17 protein-coding genes and 2 pseudogenes are annotated in these 16908 nt (G+C 69.0%); 11 read left to right on the top strand and 8 right to left on the bottom strand.

Annotated elements, in window-relative coordinates:
- Window positions 1-3 precede the first annotated feature (3 nt).
- The 4 genes and pseudogenes from MJQ72_RS35705 (at window position 4) to MJQ72_RS35690 (ending at window position 4133) form a co-directional block, all read left to right on the top strand.
- A pseudogene (locus MJQ72_RS35705) lies at window positions 4-992 on the top strand (carbohydrate ABC transporter permease).
- A complete protein-coding gene (locus MJQ72_RS35700; RefSeq protein ID WP_016331548.1) occupies window positions 989-1882 on the top strand; it encodes a carbohydrate ABC transporter permease in 894 nt (297 codons plus the stop codon). Before MJQ72_RS35705 ends, MJQ72_RS35700 begins: the two are co-directional and overlap by 4 nt.
- Window positions 1879-3144, top strand: coding sequence for a 6-phospho-beta-glucosidase (locus tag MJQ72_RS35695; protein WP_240595458.1), 1266 nt, complete (start codon window positions 1879-1881; stop codon window positions 3142-3144). Before MJQ72_RS35700 ends, MJQ72_RS35695 begins: the two co-directional genes overlap by 4 nt.
- The gene (locus MJQ72_RS35690) at window positions 3129-4133 is read left to right on the top strand and encodes an N-acetylglucosamine kinase (RefSeq protein WP_240595457.1); all 1005 of its coding nucleotides are present in this window, start codon (window positions 3129-3131) and stop codon (window positions 4131-4133) included. Before MJQ72_RS35695 ends, MJQ72_RS35690 begins: the two co-directional genes overlap by 16 nt.
- A 64-nt stretch (window positions 4134-4197) precedes the next feature.
- Here the strand turns inward: MJQ72_RS35690 and MJQ72_RS35685 are convergent, their stop codons facing one another.
- The 4 genes from MJQ72_RS35685 to MJQ72_RS35670 are packed head-to-tail and all read right to left on the bottom strand — an operon-like array spanning window position 4198 to window position 6932.
- Complete coding sequence (locus tag MJQ72_RS35685) at window positions 4198-4707, bottom strand: SRPBCC family protein (protein WP_240595456.1); 510 nt, start codon at window positions 4705-4707, stop codon at window positions 4198-4200.
- Window positions 4704-5030, bottom strand: coding sequence for a helix-turn-helix transcriptional regulator (locus MJQ72_RS35680; RefSeq protein WP_037316906.1), 327 nt, complete (start codon window positions 5028-5030; stop codon window positions 4704-4706). The genes MJQ72_RS35685 and MJQ72_RS35680 overlap by 4 nt, the downstream gene beginning before the upstream one ends.
- Before the next feature lie 43 nt (window positions 5031-5073).
- Window positions 5074-6441: a gluconate:H+ symporter gene (locus MJQ72_RS35675; protein WP_240595455.1), complete on the bottom strand. Its 1368-nt coding sequence runs from the start codon at window positions 6439-6441 to the stop codon at window positions 5074-5076.
- Complete coding sequence (locus tag MJQ72_RS35670; protein WP_240595454.1) at window positions 6441-6932, bottom strand: gluconokinase; 492 nt, start codon at window positions 6930-6932, stop codon at window positions 6441-6443. The genes MJQ72_RS35675 and MJQ72_RS35670 overlap by 1 nt, the downstream gene beginning before the upstream one ends.
- 103 nt (window positions 6933-7035) lie before the next feature.
- On the opposite strand from MJQ72_RS35670, the gene MJQ72_RS35665 reads away from it, so the two are divergent.
- Both MJQ72_RS35665 and MJQ72_RS35660 read left to right on the top strand, forming a co-directional pair.
- Entirely contained in the window at window positions 7036-7731 is a 696-nt protein-coding gene (locus MJQ72_RS35665) for a FadR/GntR family transcriptional regulator (protein WP_240595453.1), read from the top strand.
- Window positions 7732-7769: 38 nt separating this feature from the next.
- On the top strand, window positions 7770-8723 hold the full coding sequence (locus tag MJQ72_RS35660) for a CobD/CbiB family cobalamin biosynthesis protein (RefSeq protein WP_240595452.1): 954 nt from the start codon (window positions 7770-7772) through the stop codon (window positions 8721-8723).
- Between the two features lie 192 nt (window positions 8724-8915).
- On the opposite strand, the gene MJQ72_RS35655 is transcribed toward MJQ72_RS35660, so the two are convergent.
- From MJQ72_RS35655 to MJQ72_RS35645, 3 genes are read right to left on the bottom strand one after another with little or no spacing between them, the layout of a single operon-like run.
- On the bottom strand, window positions 8916-9536 hold the full coding sequence (locus MJQ72_RS35655) for an FMN-binding negative transcriptional regulator (protein WP_240595451.1): 621 nt from the start codon (window positions 9534-9536) through the stop codon (window positions 8916-8918).
- A gap of 54 nt (window positions 9537-9590) precedes the next feature.
- Window positions 9591-10412, bottom strand: a complete 822-nt coding sequence (locus MJQ72_RS35650) for an SURF1 family protein (RefSeq protein ID WP_240595450.1) — start codon at window positions 10410-10412, stop codon at window positions 9591-9593.
- Window positions 10413-10435: 23 nt separating this feature from the next.
- Entirely contained in the window at window positions 10436-10897 is a 462-nt protein-coding gene (locus MJQ72_RS35645; protein WP_240595449.1) for a low molecular weight protein-tyrosine-phosphatase, read from the bottom strand.
- A gap of 130 nt (window positions 10898-11027) precedes the next feature.
- Between MJQ72_RS35645 and MJQ72_RS35640 the strand changes: the two genes are divergently transcribed.
- A complete protein-coding gene (locus tag MJQ72_RS35640) occupies window positions 11028-11348 on the top strand; it encodes a hypothetical protein (protein WP_240595448.1) in 321 nt (106 codons plus the stop codon).
- 331 nt (window positions 11349-11679) lie between these two features.
- Here MJQ72_RS35640 and MJQ72_RS35635 read toward each other — a convergent pair whose 3' ends face one another.
- Window positions 11680-12234: a chorismate mutase gene (locus tag MJQ72_RS35635; protein ID WP_240595447.1), complete on the bottom strand. Its 555-nt coding sequence runs from the start codon at window positions 12232-12234 to the stop codon at window positions 11680-11682.
- 31 nt (window positions 12235-12265) lie between these two features.
- Here MJQ72_RS35635 and MJQ72_RS35630 point away from each other — a divergent pair.
- The 4 genes and pseudogenes from MJQ72_RS35630 (at window position 12266) to MJQ72_RS35615 (ending at window position 16899) form a co-directional block, all read left to right on the top strand.
- Window positions 12266-13086: pseudogene (locus MJQ72_RS35630) on the top strand (Nif3-like dinuclear metal center hexameric protein).
- Window positions 13087-13103: 17 nt separating this feature from the next.
- Window positions 13104-13841 (top strand): zinc ribbon domain-containing protein, encoded by a 738-nt coding sequence (locus tag MJQ72_RS35625; protein ID WP_240595446.1) that lies wholly within the window; start codon window positions 13104-13106, stop codon window positions 13839-13841.
- A complete protein-coding gene (locus tag MJQ72_RS35620) occupies window positions 13838-14947 on the top strand; it encodes a bifunctional RNase H/acid phosphatase (RefSeq protein ID WP_016331564.1) in 1110 nt (369 codons plus the stop codon). Before MJQ72_RS35625 ends, MJQ72_RS35620 begins: the two co-directional genes overlap by 4 nt.
- A gap of 212 nt (window positions 14948-15159) precedes the next feature.
- A complete protein-coding gene (locus MJQ72_RS35615; RefSeq protein ID WP_240595445.1) occupies window positions 15160-16899 on the top strand; it encodes a hypothetical protein in 1740 nt (579 codons plus the stop codon).
- Window positions 16900-16908: the final 9 nt, after the last annotated feature.

Here is a 16908-nt window from a genome sequence, read left to right as displayed (position 1 = left end):
CGCATGACTTCGACCCTGGATTCCAGGGCGGTCGCGTCCCCTTCCGCGTCCACTCGGACGCGGAAGGGGAACGCAGCGCGCCGCCGTCGCACCGTCTTCTACTTCATCGCCCCGGCGACGCTCGGTTTCCTGATCTTCTTCGGGTACCCGCTGATCGCCACGGTGTACTACTCGTTCACGCGCTACGACCTGATCAACGCGCCCGAGTTCATCGGCTTCGACAACTACATCCGCATGTTCACCAGCGAACAGCTGGTCGGCACCGCCGCGTACAACACGTTGTGGCTGGTGATCGTGCTGACGTTCTGCCGCGTCGTGTTCTCGCTCGGGTGGCGTCGATCATCTCACGGCTGAAGTCGGGCGTCGGCCTGGTGCGGACGCTCTGCTACCTGCCCTCGCTGGCCCCGCCCGCCGCGGCGACCCTGGCGTTCGTGTTCCTGTTCAACCCGGAATACGGCCCGGTCAACGCGTTCCTGCGGATGGTCGGCATCGACGGCGGTCTGTGGTTCAACGATCCGGCGATGTCGAAGCCCGCGCTGACCCTGCTGGTGATGTGGGGTTCGGGCGAGCTGATGATCATCATCCTGGCGGCGCTGCTCGACGTGCCGCAGGAACAGTACGAGGCCGCCGAGCTCGACGGCGCGGGCCCGGTCCGCCGGTTCTGGCACGTCACGCTCCCGTCGATCTCGCCGGTGCTGCTGTTCGGCATCGTGAACTCGATGATCTTCGCGTTGCAGTTCTTCACGCAGGCGATCGTCGCGGGATCGGCGGCCGCGGGCGCGGCGGACGTCGCGGGCAACACGAGATTCATCGGCGCACCACAGAATTCGACGCTGACCTATCCGGTTTGGCTGTACGTCCAGGGTTTCCGGTACTTCAACATGGGTTACGCGGCGGCGATGGCGGTGCTGCTGTTCATCGTCTCGGCCGGGTTCACCTGGATTCTGGTTCGGCAGCTGCGCAAGACCCAGCATCAGGAGGAGGGCGGATGACCACCTTGGCCGAGCCCAGGCACACCGCCCCGGCGTCCGAACCGCCGAAGGTGCGGGTGCGGCGCCAATGGGACAAGAAGCTGTACTGGATCGCAACGCACAGCGTGGGCATCGCGATGGGCGTGATCTTCATGCTGCCCATCCTGTTCGTGTTCCTCACCGCGGTGATGTCCAGCGATCAGGCGCTCTCGTCGAACTTCTGGCCGAAGGAATGGCACTTCGAGAACTTCATCGAGGTGTTCGAAAAGGCGCCGCTGTTGCAGTATTTCGGCAACAGCATCCTCTATTCGACGCTGGCCACCGTCGGGGCGCTCGTCTCGGCGATCCCGGCGGCGTACGCGCTTTCGAAGCTGAAGTTCCGCGGGCAGAACTTGTTCTTCATGCTCACCATGGCCGCGATGATGCTGCCCCCGCAGGTCACCGTCGTGCCGTTGTACGACCTGTGGGTGCGGCTCGGGTTCACCGGGACCCTGGTTCCGCTGATCGTGCCGTACTTCTTCTTCGACGCGTTCTCGATCTTCCTGCTGCGGCAGTTCTTCCTCACCATTCCGAAGGACTACCTCGAAGCCGCGAAGATCGACGGCTGCAACGAGTTCCAGGCGATGGTCAAGGTGCTGATCCCGATGGCGAAGCCGGGGATCGCGGCCACCGCGATGTTCTGCTTCCTGTTCACCTGGAACGACTATTTCGGTCCGCTGCTCTACACCGGTGAGACCCGCGACAACTGGCCGCTTTCGCTGGCGATCGCGTCGTTCCGCGGTATGCACCACGTGGAATGGAATCTCACCATGGCGGCCACCGCGCTGATCATGCTGCCGGTGATCGTGCTGTTCGTGTTCGCGCAGAAGTCCTTCGTCAAGGGCATCACATTCACAGGGGTCAAGGGATGAAACTGGCAGTCGTCGGTGGTGGGTCCACTTACACTCCCGAGCTGATCGACGGGATCGCCGGGCGGCGGTCCACTTTGGACGTCGACGAGATCGTGCTGATCGATCCGGACGCGTACCGGGTGGAGGCGGTCGGGGACTTCAGCAACCGCTTGCTGAGCCACGCCGGGCATCCGGCGCGGGTCCGCACCACGTCGAGCCTCGAAGAGGGCGTCGACGGCGCGTCGGCGGTGCTGATCCAGCTGCGGGTCGGCGGGCAGCGCGCGCGCCGGGGGGACGAGACGTTCCCGCACGCCTGCGGTTGTGTCGGCCAGGAGACCACGGGCGCGGGCGGCCTCGCGAAGGCGCTGCGCACCGTGCCGGTGGTGCTCGACATCGCCGACCGGGTCCGCAAGATCGCCGGGGACGACACGTGGATCGTCAACTTCACCAACCCCGTCGGCATCGTCACGCGTGCGCTGCTGAACGAGGGCCACCGCGCCGTCGGCCTCTGCAACGTCGCGATCCACCTCCAGCGCACATTCGCGCATCTGCTCGGCGCCGGGATCGACGACGTCAAACTCGTCCACACCGGACTGAACCACCTGAGCTGGGAACGGAAAGTGCTCGTCAACGGCGAGGATCGGTTGCCGGAACTCCTGGCGGAGCACGCGGAATTCCTCGGCGAGCACGTCACCGCGCCGGTCGAATGGATGCGGCGGATGAACGTCGTGCCGTCGTACTACCTGAAGTACTACTACGGGCACGACGAGCAGGTCGCGAAGCAACGCACCGAGCGGCCCCGCGCGGACGTCGTGAGCGACGTGGAGGAGGAACTGCTGAAGGTCTACCTCGACCCGGAGGTGGTGACCAAACCGGAGCAGCTGGAAAAGCGGGGCGGCGCCTACTATTCCGAGGCCGCGGTGCAGCTCGTGCACGCGCTCACCTCGGGCGGGCCCGCCGAAGAGCACGTCGTCAACGTCCGCAACGAAGGCACTTTCGACTTCCTGCCGGACGACGCCGTCATCGAGGTGCCGTCCCTTGTGGACGGTCAGGGGCCGCGTCCGATCCCGCAGCCACCGGTGGAGCAGCGGTTCGCCGGGCTCATCGCCGGGGTGACCGCCTACGAGCATCTCGCGCTGGAGGCGGCGATCAAGGGCGGCCGGGACCGGGTGGCCGACGCGCTGCTCGCGCATCCGCTGATCGGGCAGTACACCAAGGCCGATCAGCTCGCCGACTCGCTGGTGAAGATCAACCGTGAGTTCCTGCCGTGGGCGGGGGCATGACGGCCGGCTCACAGGACGTCGTCGTCGCGATCGACGGCGGCAACAGCAAGACCGACGTCCTGATCGTCTCGCGGGACGGGCGGGTGCTCGGGCAGTCGCGGGGACCCGGCGCGTCCCCGCAGAACATCGGGGTCGACGGCAGCGTCCAAGCGTTGGAAAAGCTGGTGCTGGAAGCCCTTCGCGGGGCAGGGCTTCCCGACGGACGTCCTTTCGCGACACATACGTCGGCTTATCTCGCGGGGCTGGATTTCCCGCGGGAGGAAGCGATCCTGCACGCCGCGCTGGCGGCACGCGGCTGGAGCGACACGCTGATCGTCGGCAACGACACGCTCGCGCTGCTGCGTGCGGGCAGCTCCGACGGGACGGGCGTCGCGGTGGTGTGCGGCGCCGGGATCAACGGCGCCGGCGTCAGCGCCGACGGCCGTGAACACCGGTTTCCCGCGCTGGGCAAGATCTCCGGCGACTGGGGCGGCGGCTACCGGCTCGGCGAAGAGGCACTGTGGTGGGCCGTCCGCGCCGAGGACGGCCGCGGTCCGGGCACGGCTCTGCAGGCCGCGGTCACCGCGCACTTCAAGGCGTCCTCGGTGCTGGACGTGGTGCAGCGCCTGCACTTCCAGGATCTGCACTCCGATTCGATCCATGGCCTGTGCCCGCTGCTGTTCGCCGTCGCGGCGGACGGCGACGAGGTGGCGCAGGACGTGGTCGACCGGTTCGTCGAAGAGGTCGCCCTGCTGGTCTCGGTCATCCTGCGGCGGCTCGAACTCACCGAGGAGGCGCCCGAAGTCATCCTCGGCGGGGGAGTGCTGACCGGGGTCGGCGCGCAGGTGATCGCGGAGATCGAACGGCGGTGCCTGAAGGTGGCGCCGCAGGCTTCGGTCCAGGTGGTCGACGTGGCGCCCGTGGTCGGTGCGGCGCTGTTCGCGCTGGACACCATCGGCGCTTCCGCGGCCGCGAAGGCCTCTCTCAAGGCCACGACCAAACGGGTCTGAATGTCCGTGAAGGCCTCCTTGAGGGACCCAGAGTCCCGCAAGGAGGCCTTCACGGACCATCGGCTCAGGAAGCGGCGGGGACGAGCGGCTCGTCCGTCTCCAGCAGCGTCTTGAGGTCCGACAGGATCCACGCCCAGCCGCCACCGGCGTTCTCGCCCGGCCCGGCGTTGACGTCCTCCTGCGAGCCGTTGACCAGGGCGGCCGTCGTCGGCGCGTCGGTGACGTCGTGGGTGACGGTCAGCCGGGTGCCCGCGGTCTTCGTCTCTTCGATCTCGTAGGTGAGCTTGGTGTACGGCTCCTTGTCGAAGGCCGGGTCCATCCGCAGTTTCCAGGTGATGACCAGCTTGCGTGGCGGATCCACCTCCAGGACCTCGCCGTCGACCAAGTCGTTGGTGAAGCCCGCTTCGACGTACTCGGGTGTCGGGTGGGTGGCGTGCTTGCCGCCCGGCCGCAGGTCGAAGTCGACCAGGCCGGTGTAGCCGTACTTCCGCGACCATTCGGGCTTCGTGATCGCGTCCCAGATCTTCTCCGGGGTGGCCTTGATGTAGACGCGGTAGACCTGGGTGTCGGTCATGAGGGCTCCTCGTTTTCGAGTTCGGCTTTGAGGTCGAGCAACGCGGTCACGTTGCGCTCGGTGAACTTGTCGATCCACCTGTCGTGGATCTGCCGGATCGGTACCGGGTTGAGGAAATGCTTCTTCTCCCGGCCCTCCTTGCGCGTGACGACAAGTCCGGCTTCTTCGAGCAGTTTCAAATGCTTCATCACGCCGAACCGGCTCATGTCCACTTCGGATTCGAGCTCCGTCAGCGTGCGGCCGTCACGCGCGAACAGCTGGTCGAGCAGGAACCGGCGGGTCGGATCCGCCAGGGCCTTGAATACCAGGTCGTCGTCGGGCACGTCAGAAGAATAGGTGACCAAAAGGTCACGTGTCAAGCCGGAGCTACAACAAGGCACCCAGCGGCAGGATCAGCGCGATCGCGACCACCGAGATCACCGTCTCCATGATCGACCAGCTCTTCAAGGTCTGCCCGACCGAAAGCCCGAAGTACTCCTTGACCAGCCAGAACCCGGCGTCGTTGACGTGGGAGAAGAACAGCGAGCCGGCGCCGATCGCCAGCACCAGCAGCGCGCTGTGCGACGGGTCCATGGTCGCCGCGAGCGGGGCCACGATGCCCGCGGCGGACACGGTGGCGACCGTCGCGGAGCCGGTGGCGAGCCGGATCGCGACCGCGACCAGCCAGCCGAGCAGCAGCGGCGACAGGTTCGCGCCGGTGGCCAGGCTGGTGATGACGTTGCCGACCCCGGCGTCGACGAGGGTCTGCTTGAACCCGCCGCCCGCGCCGACGATGAGCAGGATGCCGGCGATCGGCGGCAGCGAATCGGCCACCGTGGACGACAGCTTGTCCCGCGTGAAACCCGCGGACCTGCCCAGGGTGAGCATGCCGAGCAGCACCGCGGCGAGGAGCGCGACCAGCGGGTCGCCGATGAAGTCGAGTACGCGGCGGAGGTGGTTCTCCTTGGTCAGCAGGATGTCCGCGAGCGCCTTGCCCATCATCAGCACGACCGGGAGCAACACCGTCGACAGGGTCGCGAGGAAGCCCGGCCGCCGTCCGTCCGAAGAGGACGATTCCGGGATGAGCCGCTCCGGCGCGACGGCGTCCGGGACCATCTTCGCGGCCAGCCTGCCGAACAGCGGTCCGGCGATGATCACCGTCGGGATCGCGACGAGCAGGCCGAAGGCCAGGGTGAGGCCGACGTTCGCGTTCAGCGCGCCGGCGGCGGCGAGCGGGCCGGGATGCGGCGGGACGAGGCCGTGCAGCGCCGAAAGCCCGGCGAGCGCGGGGATTCCCAGCATCAGCAACGGTTTCCCGGTGCGCTTGGCGACCAGCAGGATCACCGGGATCAGCATGACCAGGCCGATTTCGAAGAACATCGGCAGCCCGATCAGCGCGGCGACCAGCGCCATCGCCCACGGCAGGGCGCGGTCGCCCGCGCGGCGCAGGATGGTGTCGACGATCTGGTCCGCGCCGCCGGAGTCGGCGAGCAGCTTGCCGAGCATCGCGCCGAGCGCGATCAGCACGCCGACCGAGGCGACGGTGGAGCCGACGCCGGAACTGAAGCTCTTGATCAGCTTGTCCACGGGCATGCCGCCGACGAGCCCGAGCACGCCGGAGCCGAGGATGAGGGCCAGGAACGGATGCTGCTTCGCCTTGGTGATCAGGACGACGATCACGGCGATGGCGAGCACCGTCGCGCCGATGAGGCGGGTGTCGTGTCCGGTCCAGGCGGCGGCGAGGGTGGTGGTCATCAGCGGTCCTTGAAAACGGAAAGGGCGGTTTCGACGATCTCTTCCGGCTTCTTCGCGATGTCGGCGACGAGGCCGTGCTCGTCCGGCCGCAGCGGCTCGAGGTCGGCGAGCTGGGAGTCCAAAAGGGACACCGGCATGAAGTGGCCGGAGCGGGTCTTCATCCGATCGGCGAGCAGGTCGCGGTCGCCGTGGAGGTGCAGGAACCAGACTTTCCCGCCGCCACGCAGGATGTCGCGGTAGCGATACTTGAGCGCGGAAGACGTCACGACGCCGCCGGAGCACTGATGGTCGGAGATCCAGGTGGCGATGGCTTCGAGCCAGGGTTGCCGGTCTTCGTCGTTCAGCGGGTGGCCGGAGCTCATCTTGTCGATGTTCGCCTTCGGATGGAACGTGTCCGCTTCGGCGTAGTCGATGCCGAGGCGTTCGGCGAGTGCCGTTCCCACGGTCGTCTTGCCCGAGCCGGAAACGCCCATCACCACGATGACGGTCATCCGTACCTCCCACGTCGTTGTAGCCGGGACGAGTACAGCTCAAAAGTACTACTTAAGCAACATCAAGTACTACTTAATCGAGTCAGAACGTTAGAGTCGCCTGGTGGGCAACGACAGGCATGCCGAAGTGCTCGACGCGCTCGGCTCCGCGATCGCGAACGGGGAGCTCCCGCCGGGCTCCGTGCTGCGCTCGGAGGAGCTCCAAGAGCGGTTCGGCGCGTCCCGCACGGTGGCGCGCGAGGTGGTGCGAGTCCTCGAAACGATGTGCCTGACCAGCAGCAAACGCCGGGTCGGGGTGATCGTCCGCGAGCCGAGAGAGTGGAACCACTACGACCCGAGACTGCTCCGCTGGCAGCTCGACGGCTCCGAGCGGAAGACCGCGCTGCGCACCCTGACCGAACTGCGTTCCGGCGTGGAACCGTGCGCCGCCCGGTACGCCGCGCTGCGGGCGACGCCGGAAGAGGGTGGTCGCCTCCGGGCCCTGGCGAAGCGGCTGGAGGAGACGGCGCACCGGCGGGACCTCACCACCTTCCTCGGGCACGACGTCGCCTTCCACGACCTGCTGCTGTCCTCGTCGCGGAATCCGATGTTCGCGCAGCTTTCGGCGGTCGTCGCCGAGGTGCTCGCCGGGCGCACCGGGCACGGGCTGATGCCGGAGGAGCCGCAGCCCGAGGCCGTCGCCCTGCACGTCGAGGTCGCGGCGGCCGTCGACGCCGGTGACCCTGACCGGGCCGAACGCGCGATGCGGGACATCGTCATCCAGGCGCGTGACGAGATGGCCGTCCTTCTGGACGGATGATCTTCGAGTAATCTCTGCAGGTCTTCGAGGGATACTGCATGCAGGGGGCGACGGTGAGCGCGGCGCGCGCGATCGGCTTGGTGTTGGGGGTGGCCGCGGACGGGGCGATCGGGGACCCTCGGTCGCGGCGTCCGGTGACGGCGTTCGCCAGGGCGGCTTCGGCGGTGGACGCGAAGGTCCGGTCGAAACATCCGGTGGCCGGTGTCCTGTGGACCGGCGGCCTCGCGGGCTCCGCCGTGCTGGCGGGGGTGCTCGCCGAGCGGGCGGGACGGCGCAGCCCCGTCGTGCAGGCGGCCACGACCGCGGTGACCACCTGGGCCGTCCTCGGCGCCGCCGGCCTGGCCGCGCACGGCACCTCGCTGGCCAGGGACCTGGAAGAGGGCGAACTCGAGACCGCGCGCGGCACACTGTCCACGCTGGACCCCCGGGTCGCCGACGACCTCGGCGTCATCGGCCTCTCGCGCGCTTCGGTGGAAACCCTCGCCGAGAACACCGCGGACGTCGTCATCGCGCCGCTGGTGTGGGGGGCGCTGGCCGGTGTACCCGGGCTGCTCGGCTCGCGCGCGATCAGCCTGCTGCGCGGCATCGGCCGCGGCCGCCCCGAGCGGTACCGGTGGCTCGTCGCCCGGCTGGATGAAATCGTCCACCTGGTGCCCACCCGGGTCGCGGCCGGGCTGACCGTGCTCGCGGCCCCGGTCGTCGGCGGCTCGGCGGGCGGCGCGTGGCGGGCGTGGCGGCGGGACACCGCCGCGCATCCGAGCCCGAACGCCGGCCGCGTCGAGGCCGCTTTCGCCGGTGCGCTGGAGATCCGCGTCGGCGGGCGGACGGTGTATCCGCACGGGGTCGAGGAACTGCCGGTGCTCGGCATCGGCCGCAACCCGGACGCCGGGCACGTGACGCGGGCCGTGGAGCTCTCGCGGGTGGTCGGGTGGCTGGGCGCGATCAGCTCGGTGGTGCTGGCGGCTCTCGTCGGGCTGCGGCGACGGCGCTGACCTGCGGTTTCCCGGCTCTGGGGGAGCAAGGGACCTTTGCTACCACTTGGGGCGGGGGTGTGTGGATATAGGGACGTTGAGTGTCCCTATATCCACACACCCCCTACTGCGCGTGGTGACTGTGTGGATTTTGGTGCGTTGGGTGACCCGAAATCCACACAGTGCCCACGGCGGGAGAGCAAGGGACCTTTGCTACCGCTCCCGCTGCGCCAGCCGGGCCCGCGCCCGTGCGTCCATCGGCCCGTCACGCCGCGCGAGCTCCGCGGCGATCCGCGACCGGTCGCCCGGCTGCTTGTTCCCGCCGAACTTGAACTTCGCCCGCACCCCGGTCACGGTCAGTTCGACCCCGCGGATGCCGGGGAGCAGCCGCTTGTCCGGCGCCTCGGTCGCGCTCACCCCCGACCTGCCCGAACCGGGCTCGAAATGCGCGAGCTGCCGGTCCAGGAGCGCGGCCTTCTCCGCGGCGTCGTCGATCAGCCGGACGTCGCATTCGAGTTGGACGGACGAGTAGTACGACGTGGGCACGCCGTGCGGCGGGTCGGCCGGGGTGTTCCAGTCGGAGCGGATGTAGGTGTGCTCGTCGATCACCGCGAGCAGCGCGCGCGGGTGCTCCTCCAGCAGCGGCCAGACGGGGTTGGGGCGCGCGAGGTGCAGCAGAAGCGTCCGGTCGCCGTCGTAGACGAAGTGCACCGGGTTGACGATCGGCAGGTCACGGCCCACGCCGCCGGCGATCAGCTGGCCGAAGTCGTGCGTCGAGAGCCAGGCCCGCCATTCGGCGTCGTCGTGGGCGGCGTCCCACGGGTGAATCAGCATGGTCGAAGGGCATCATGCCGAATGGACCTGCGAAAGGTCCATTTTCGGGTCAGATCAGGTGGCCACTTCGGAGTGTTCGTCCTCGGCCAGCATCTGCGCGACGCTCTTGCGCCGCTGCGGCCGTTCCGTGGCCAGCGCGCCGCCCGGCTTCAGCTCGCGGACGGTGAAGTACAGCCACCCCATCAGCGCCATCGCGCCGAACGCGATCCACTGCAGGGCGTAGGAGAAGAACGGTCCGGCGTCGGTCTGCGGCAGCGGCAGCGCGCCCAACACGCCGGGCTGGTTCACATCGAGCTGGAAGTAACCCGGACGGATGTCCAGCTTCGCGGCCCGCGCGACGACCTGGGAATCGACGACGTAGCTCTGCAGTTTCCCGCCGGTCGACTCGTCGGCGAAGGCGTCGCGGTTCTTCCCGTCTTTCTCGTCGTGGCGGGCGCGCGTGACGATGTCGACCGTTCCGGCGGGAGGCGGGGCGAAGGGGAGCGCGCGCGATTTGTCGTCGAGCCGGACGTACCCGCGGTCCACCAGCACGACCGTGCCCTCGACGGTCCGGAACGGCGTGAGGACCTCGTAGGCCGCTTCGCCCTGTACGGAGCGCAGCCGGGCCACGACCTCACCCTCGGGCAGGTACGTGCCCTTCATCGCGACCAGGTGCCATTCGGTGCGCTGATCAGGCACGGCTCCGTTGGGGAGCAGCTCCTCCAGCGAGCGCGGCTGCCCGGAGAACGACTCCCGCAGCGCCGCGTTCTGGTGCTCGCGTTCGGTGTTGCGGGAGAACTGCCACGGCGCCAGCAGGGTGAAGCAAGTGACGGCGAAGGTGAACACCACCAACGTCAACGCCAGCCACCCGGGCTTCAGCAGGAACTTCAACCGCACCCCACCACGGTAAGCGGTCGGCCTCAGGCGTGTGCGCGCACCCAGTCGAGCAGGCCCGGAACGGCCCGCTCGATCATGCCGAGGACGTCCTCGAAACCGTCGTCCTCGCCGTAGTACGGGTCCGGGACCTCGGCGCCCTCGGGCGCGGCCGGATCGAATTCGCGCAGCAAGCGGACCTTCGCCGGATCCGCCACCTTGCGCCGGAGAAACGACAGGTGCCCCTCGTCCGCCGCGAGCAGCAGATCGGCGGCCAGATGTCCGCGATCGACCTCGGCCGCGACGTGGCCGGTCGGGTAACCGTGTTCGGCCAGCTTCGCGCGGGCCCGCTTGTCCGCGGCCTCGCCCACGTGCCAGCCGCCGGTGCCCGCGCTGGACACCTGCACGAGATGATCGAGACCCGCCTCCTCGGCCTTCGCGCGGAAGACGAGCTCGGCCATGGGGGAGCGGCAGATGTTGCCGGAACAGACGAAGACGATGTGCAGCACCTGATCAGTGTGAAGGCCGCCTGAGATCGACCGCTCACCGGCTCCGAACGGCTACCGGGCGCGCGAAGCTGGAAAGCCGGGACGAAGCGGGAGTAGACCTCCTGGAGAGAAACACGCAGGAAGGTCGCGTATGAGCGCACCAACACCCAGCGTCGAGTCGCCGGCAACCGGGCTCCGCTGGTACCGCATCACCGTCAAGCTTCCGCACCCCTACGAGGTCGGGCGGATCCTGTCGGAGCATCACTTCGTCCAGGCGAGATCGCCGAAAGAGGCGATGACCAGGATGCCGTTGCACCTTCGGTCGAGCGCGTCCGTCGCGCCGTACGAGGTCGTGCGGCCCGACGTCCCCGATCAGGCGACGAAGGCCTATCGCGCGGTGCTGTGGACGGGGCGCGTGATGCGCGCGGCCGGCCGGTGGGCGATCAGCAAGGACGCGAAGGCTCTGGACTGAGCCGGGGTGGTAGCAAAGGTCCCTTGCTCTCTTTTTGCAGGTCGGCGGCTCGGGGAAGGTTAGGCCGAGATGTCGCGAAAGCCACTTTCGGGACGTCAGATGTCCTGAAAGTGGCTTTCGCGACACAGGCCGCGGCCCAAGTGGTAGCAAAGGTCCCTCGCTCTCCCGCCGCGGGCACTGGATGGACTTCAGGTCACCCAACGCGCCGAAATCCACACAGTCACTTACTCGCGGTAGGGGGTGTGTGGAAATAGGGACACTCAACGTCCCTATTTCCACACACCCCCCGAGCGCCCGTGGTAGCAAAGGTCCCCTGCTCCCTTTCCGCAGGTCAGGAGCGGGAACAGGCCGACCCGACAGCCTCCGAAAGCGCCCCCGAGTGCAACCGGTCCAGCCCGCGCCGCGCGTCGACCAGCCGCACCGTGACCGCGAGCCGCGCATCGCACGACCGCCGTGCCCGCGCGTCCCGTGTCTCCGCGAGTTCGGTGAGCAGACCCGTGTTGAGCCGGTCGATCACCGGCCGCACCTCGGTCCCCAGATCGGGTCGTTCGGGCGGCCGCGTGCCCGGGTGCTCGGTCCACCGCGCGTACAGCCCGCGCTGCACGACCTTGTTCGCCTCGATCTGGTCGCGGAAGAACCGCACCACAGCGGACGGGTCGAGACCGAGGCCGGGCGCCTTCGCGGCCACCGAATCGAGGATCTGCTGTTCGCGCACCGGATCGTCGATCGGCGACGGCGTGCCGAACTTCGCGGCCGCGACCTTGTCGGCGATCTGCACGCGCTGAGCGGCCAGATCGGTCAGTTCCCAGAGCCCCGGAGACGCCGAAGCCGGCGCGGGTAACACCAGGAGAAGGAGCGAAGCGGCACAGAGCACCCGAAGTCGCATGCCCGGAAACGCTACATGCGAAAATCCCCGGGTGCCCGCGCTAGCCGAAGTCATCGCCGCCCTGGAGCAGGCGTATCCGCCCGAGCTCGCCGAATCGTGGGACGCCGTCGGACTCGTCTGCGGCGACCCGGCCGAGCACGTGGACAAGGTCCTGTTCTGCGTCGACCCGGTCGACGAGACCGTCGACGAGGCGATCGCCGGGGGCGCCCAGCTGATCGTCGCGCACCATCCGCTGCTGCTGCGCGGCGTCCACGGCGTGCCGGCGGACAGCACGAAGGGGCGCCTCGTGCACCGCCTGATCCGCGCCGGCGTCGCCCTCTACTGCGCGCACACCAACGCCGATTCCGCCTCGCCCGGTGTCTCCGACGCGCTCGCCGACGCCATCGGCCTGACCGTTCTCGGCCCGCTCGACCCCGCGAAGACGGCGTCACCGGCATCGGCCGCATCGGCGAACTGCCCGCGCCCGAACCGTTCTCCGCCTTCGTCGAACGCGTCGCGAACGCCCTGCCCCGTACGGAACCCGGCGTCTACGGCGCGGGCGATCCGGCCCGCCCGATCCGCCGCGTCGCCGTCTCCGGCGGCTCCGGCGACAGCTATCTCAAGCGGGCCACAGCCGCCGGGGTCGACGCGTACGTCACCGCCGATCTCCGGCATCATCCCGCCGGCGAGCACCTCGCCGACATCGCCCAAGTCCCCGCCCTGGTCGGCGTCACGCACTGGGCGAGCGAGTGGCCGTGGTGCGAGCAAGCCTCGGGCGTCGTCCGTGCCGCGTTTGCGGGTAACGTCGACGTTCACGTCTCCACGAGGTGCACCGACCCGTGGACGCTACGGGCCACCCGAACCGAGCACTAAGAACTCCAAGGAGCACCGTGAAGGCCGACCCCGCCGTCCAGCGCCAGCTGCTCGAACTCGCGAAGGTGGACGCGGAACTCTCGCGTACCGCCCACCGTCGCCGAACCCTGCCGGAGATCGCCGAGATCGACGCGGGCGAGAAGACGGTGCGCGAACGACGTGACGCGCTGGTCTCGGTCCAGACGGCGGCGTCCGACCTCGACCGCGAGATCGCCCGCCAGGAGAAGGAGATCGAGTCGGTGCGCGCTCGCGGAGACCGCGACCGCAAGCTCCTCGAATCGGGTTCCGTCGCGGCGAAGCAGATGACCGACATCGAGCACGAGCTGAACAGCCTCAGCCGGCGTCAGTCCGCGCTGGAGGACGACCTGCTCGAACTGATGGAACGCCGCGAGGCGCTCGAACTCGACGCCCAGCGCACCAGCGCCGAGGTCGCGAAGGCCGAGGCCGAGGTCGCCGAAGCCATCGGCCGCCGCGACGAGCACTTCACCGATCTCGACACCACGAAGGCACGCCGTGACGAAGACCGCGCCAAGCTCCTGCCGCGTTTCCCGGAAGACCTGCTGAAGCTCTACGAGCGGGTCCGGGCCCACAAGGGCATCGGCGCGGCGTTGCTGCGGGCCCGCCGCTGCGGCGCCTGCCAGCTGGACATCGACCGCCGCGAGATCGCCGAGATCAAGGCGGCCCCGGAGGACAACGTCATCCAGTGCGAGAACTGCGGCGCCATCCTGGTGCGCACGCTGGAGTCCGGCCTGTGACCGACCACGTGCTCGTCGAGGCCGACGGCGGTTCGCGGGGCAACCCGGGGCCCGCCGGATACGGCGCGGTCGTCAAGGACGCGGCCACCGGTGAGGTGCTCGCCGAGCGCAAGGCCTACGTCGGCATCGCGACCAACAACGTCGCCGAATACGGCGGCCTGATCGCCGGGCTCGCCGCGGCCGCCGAGCTCGGAGCGTCCACAGTGGACGTCCGGATGGACTCGAAGCTCGTGGTGGAGCAGATGTCCGGGCGCTGGAAGGTCAAGCACCCGTCGATGCAGCCGCTGAACGCCGAGGCCAAGGAGCTGGCGGCGCGGTTCTCGCGCGTGCGCTACGAGTGGATCCCGCGCGCGGAGAACTCCCACGCCGACGGGCTCGCGAACGAGGCGATGGACGCCGGGAAGCAGGCGGAAGCGCCGAAGAAGACCGTGAAGCAGGACAGGGTCAGCCCCGTCGGCTGGACCGGCGCGACCGGGACACCGACCAAACTGCTCCTCGTGCGGCACGGCCAGACGGCGATGTCGGTCGAGAAGCGGTATTCCGGCCGCGGCGACGTGCCCCTCACCGAGCACGGCAAGCAGCAGGCGGCCGCCGCCGCGAAACGCCTCGGCGCGATGGAGGGCCTGGTCGTCGACGGCGAGGTGGCGCCGATCATCGCCTCGCCGCTGATCCGCACCCAGCAGACCGCGCAGGCGATCGCGGACGCGCTCGGCGGCCGGGTCGAGACCCATCCCGGGCTGATCGAGACCGATTTCGGCGACTGGGAGGGCCTCACCTTCAAAGAGGCCATGGACCGCGACCCCGAATTCCAGACCAGCTGGCTTTCCGACACCTCGATCGCGGCGCCGGGCGGGGAGAGCTTCGACGGCGTCCACCGGCGGGTCCGCAAGGCCCGCGACGAGCTGATCGCGAAGTACGGCGGCCGGACGCTGGTGCTGGTCAGCCATGTCACGCCGATCAAGGCGCTGCTGCGGATGGGCCTGGACGCCGGGCCGTCACTGCTGTTCCGCCTGCATCTGGATCTGGCCTCGCTGTCGATCGTCGAGTTCTACCCGGACGGCAACGCCTCGGTCCGGTTGGTGAACGACATCTCGCATCTCTCCTGATCAATGTCTCTTGAAGCGCGCTTTCGGAGCTTCGTAGCCGGGCCGCGGCACCCGCCAGGCACTCGACCAACCGGCCTCAGCTCGAGCGACGCCCTCCTGGTCAGGGAGATGTGGCGCGGATCACGCCTGGATATGACGTGTCGCAGGCGGCCGATGGGGTATTGGCTACAGTTTCGGCGACGGCACGTGAGCGAAAAGGCAAAGACGGGGACATGACGGCGAGCGCACTCAGCGAAGCTTCCGAACAAGACGTGCCCGACCCGGCGGAGACGCCGGCCCGTCGTGGCCTGGCCGCCCGTGTCGCGCCGTACCTGGCGGTGCTCGCCGGGGTGGCGGCGCTGGCCTGGCACGCCACCCTCTATGGCCATTGGATCGTCGACGACGCGGCCATCACCTTCTCCTACGCGCGCAGCTTCGCCGACGGGATCGGCCCGGTGCTGCAGCCGGGCCAGCCGTCGGTCGAGGGCTGGTCGAACTCGACGTGGCTGGTGGTGCTGGCGCTCGGCAAGCTCGTCGGCATCTTCGACAGCGGCATGCTGTTCGGCCTTCCCGACTACGTGCTGTTCCCCAAGCTGCTGGGCCTCCTGTTCACCGCCGGGACGCTGGCCGCCTGCCACATCGCGGCGAGGCAGATCTTCGCGCGCTTCGCCTGGCTGGCGACGCTGGTCGTCGGGCTGACGCTGGCCGCGATCCCGTCGTTCGTCATCTGGACGATCTCCGGTCTGGAGAACTCGCTGTTCGGGATGGCCGTCGCGTGGCTGGCCGTGCTGCTGTTCGTGGCGGTCCGCAAGGACACCGTGCTCACCGCGAAGGTCGCCGTCTGGTCCGGGATCCTGGTCGCGTTCGCCGCGCTGACCCGCCCCGAAGGCCTGATCTACGGCGGCGCGTACCCGCTCGTCGTCCTGTTCCAGCTGCGGAAGCCGCTGCTGGGGCAGAGCGTCAAACTCGTCGTGGTGTCCATGGTCGCGTTCGCGATCCCGTTCGGGGCGTATCTCGCCTGGCGGATCGCGGAGTTCGGCAGGCTGCTGGCGAACCCGTCCATCGCGAAGGGACAGGGCCTGCCCGGTCTCTCGGCGCTGAAGCAGCCCTTCGAGCTGGTCGGCTACGCCGGTGTCGCCGGGACGATCCTGCTGGCGCTGACCATCGGGTACGCGCTGGTCCGGGCGGAATGGCGGCGCGCGCTGATCGCGCTGCTGGTGCCGCTGGCGCTGGGCATCGTCGCCTACGGCGTGATGGTCCCGGACTGGATGGGCCAGCACCGCTTCGCGACCCCGATCTGGATCCTCTCGGTGCTGGCGGGAACGCTGGCCGCCGGCGAACTGATGCGCCGTTCCCGTGCGGTGCTGCGGACCGTCGTGGTGCTCGTGCTGGTCGCGGCCGCGATCCCGTCCGGGATGGGGTTCGCGTCGGCGTCGAAGAAGTTCCAAGAGGTCCCGACGGTGCCCGCCTGCCTCATCGCCGACCGCTTCGGCCGCGGCTTCAACACCATGGCCGACATCCTCGGCCTCCAGCAGGCGTCGCTGCTGCTGCCGGACCTCGGCGGCTCGTCGATGACCAGCCGCCTGCACCTGGTCGACATGGCCGGGCTGGTCGAGGCGGACGTCGCGGACTTCCTCAAGAAGGGCGACCTGCCGGGGCTGCGCGACTACGTGTTCGAGAAGGTCAAGCCGACCTTCATCCACTCGTGGGGCCCGTGGGCCGCGGGCAACGGCATCACCGTCGACCCGCGGATCGACCGCGACTACGAGCCGATCTTCGTGTACCCGGGCAGCGGGCCACGCAACGGGGACTTCGTGCGCAAGGACGCCGTCTCCAGCCCGGAGAAGCTGAAGGCCGTCCGGGACTACGCCGCGAAGACCATGCCGGACGTCGAGAAGGCGCGCTTCGGCGGTCCGCTCAAGGACTGCGGCCCGACCATGCACCCGGGCCAGACCGTCTACCTGCCTCAGTAGGCCTCGTGA

This window comes from Amycolatopsis sp. EV170708-02-1 (genome assembly GCF_022479115.1).
Classification (GTDB): domain Bacteria; phylum Actinomycetota; class Actinomycetes; order Mycobacteriales; family Pseudonocardiaceae; genus Amycolatopsis.
This window is presented reverse-complemented; position numbering and strand designations above follow the sequence as displayed.

What these genes read in the sequence shown, in the direction of transcription:
- MJQ72_RS35660 (WP_240595452.1), top strand. Translation starts at nt 7,770, where the DNA reads ATGCAGGGGGCGACGGTGAGCGCGGCGCGCGCGATCGGCTTGGTGTTG.
- MJQ72_RS35700 (WP_016331548.1), top strand. Translation starts at nt 989, where the DNA reads ATGACCACCTTGGCCGAGCCCAGGCACACCGCCCCGGCGTCCGAACCG.
- MJQ72_RS35615 (WP_240595445.1), top strand. Translation starts at nt 15,160, where the DNA reads ATGACGGCGAGCGCACTCAGCGAAGCTTCCGAACAAGACGTGCCCGAC.
- MJQ72_RS35695 (WP_240595458.1), top strand. Translation starts at nt 1,879, where the DNA reads ATGAAACTGGCAGTCGTCGGTGGTGGGTCCACTTACACTCCCGAGCTG.
- MJQ72_RS35685 (WP_240595456.1), bottom strand. Translation starts at nt 4,707, where the DNA reads ATGACCGACACCCAGGTCTACCGCGTCTACATCAAGGCCACCCCGGAG.
- MJQ72_RS35655 (WP_240595451.1), bottom strand. Translation starts at nt 9,536, where the DNA reads ATGCTGATTCACCCGTGGGACGCCGCCCACGACGACGCCGAATGGCGG.
- MJQ72_RS35675 (WP_240595455.1), bottom strand. Translation starts at nt 6,441, where the DNA reads ATGACCACCACCCTCGCCGCCGCCTGGACCGGACACGACACCCGCCTC.
- MJQ72_RS35635 (WP_240595447.1), bottom strand. Translation starts at nt 12,234, where the DNA reads ATGCGACTTCGGGTGCTCTGTGCCGCTTCGCTCCTTCTCCTGGTGTTA.
- MJQ72_RS35670 (WP_240595454.1), bottom strand. Translation starts at nt 6,932, where the DNA reads ATGACCGTCATCGTGGTGATGGGCGTTTCCGGCTCGGGCAAGACGACC.
- MJQ72_RS35640 (WP_240595448.1), top strand. Translation starts at nt 11,028, where the DNA reads ATGAGCGCACCAACACCCAGCGTCGAGTCGCCGGCAACCGGGCTCCGC.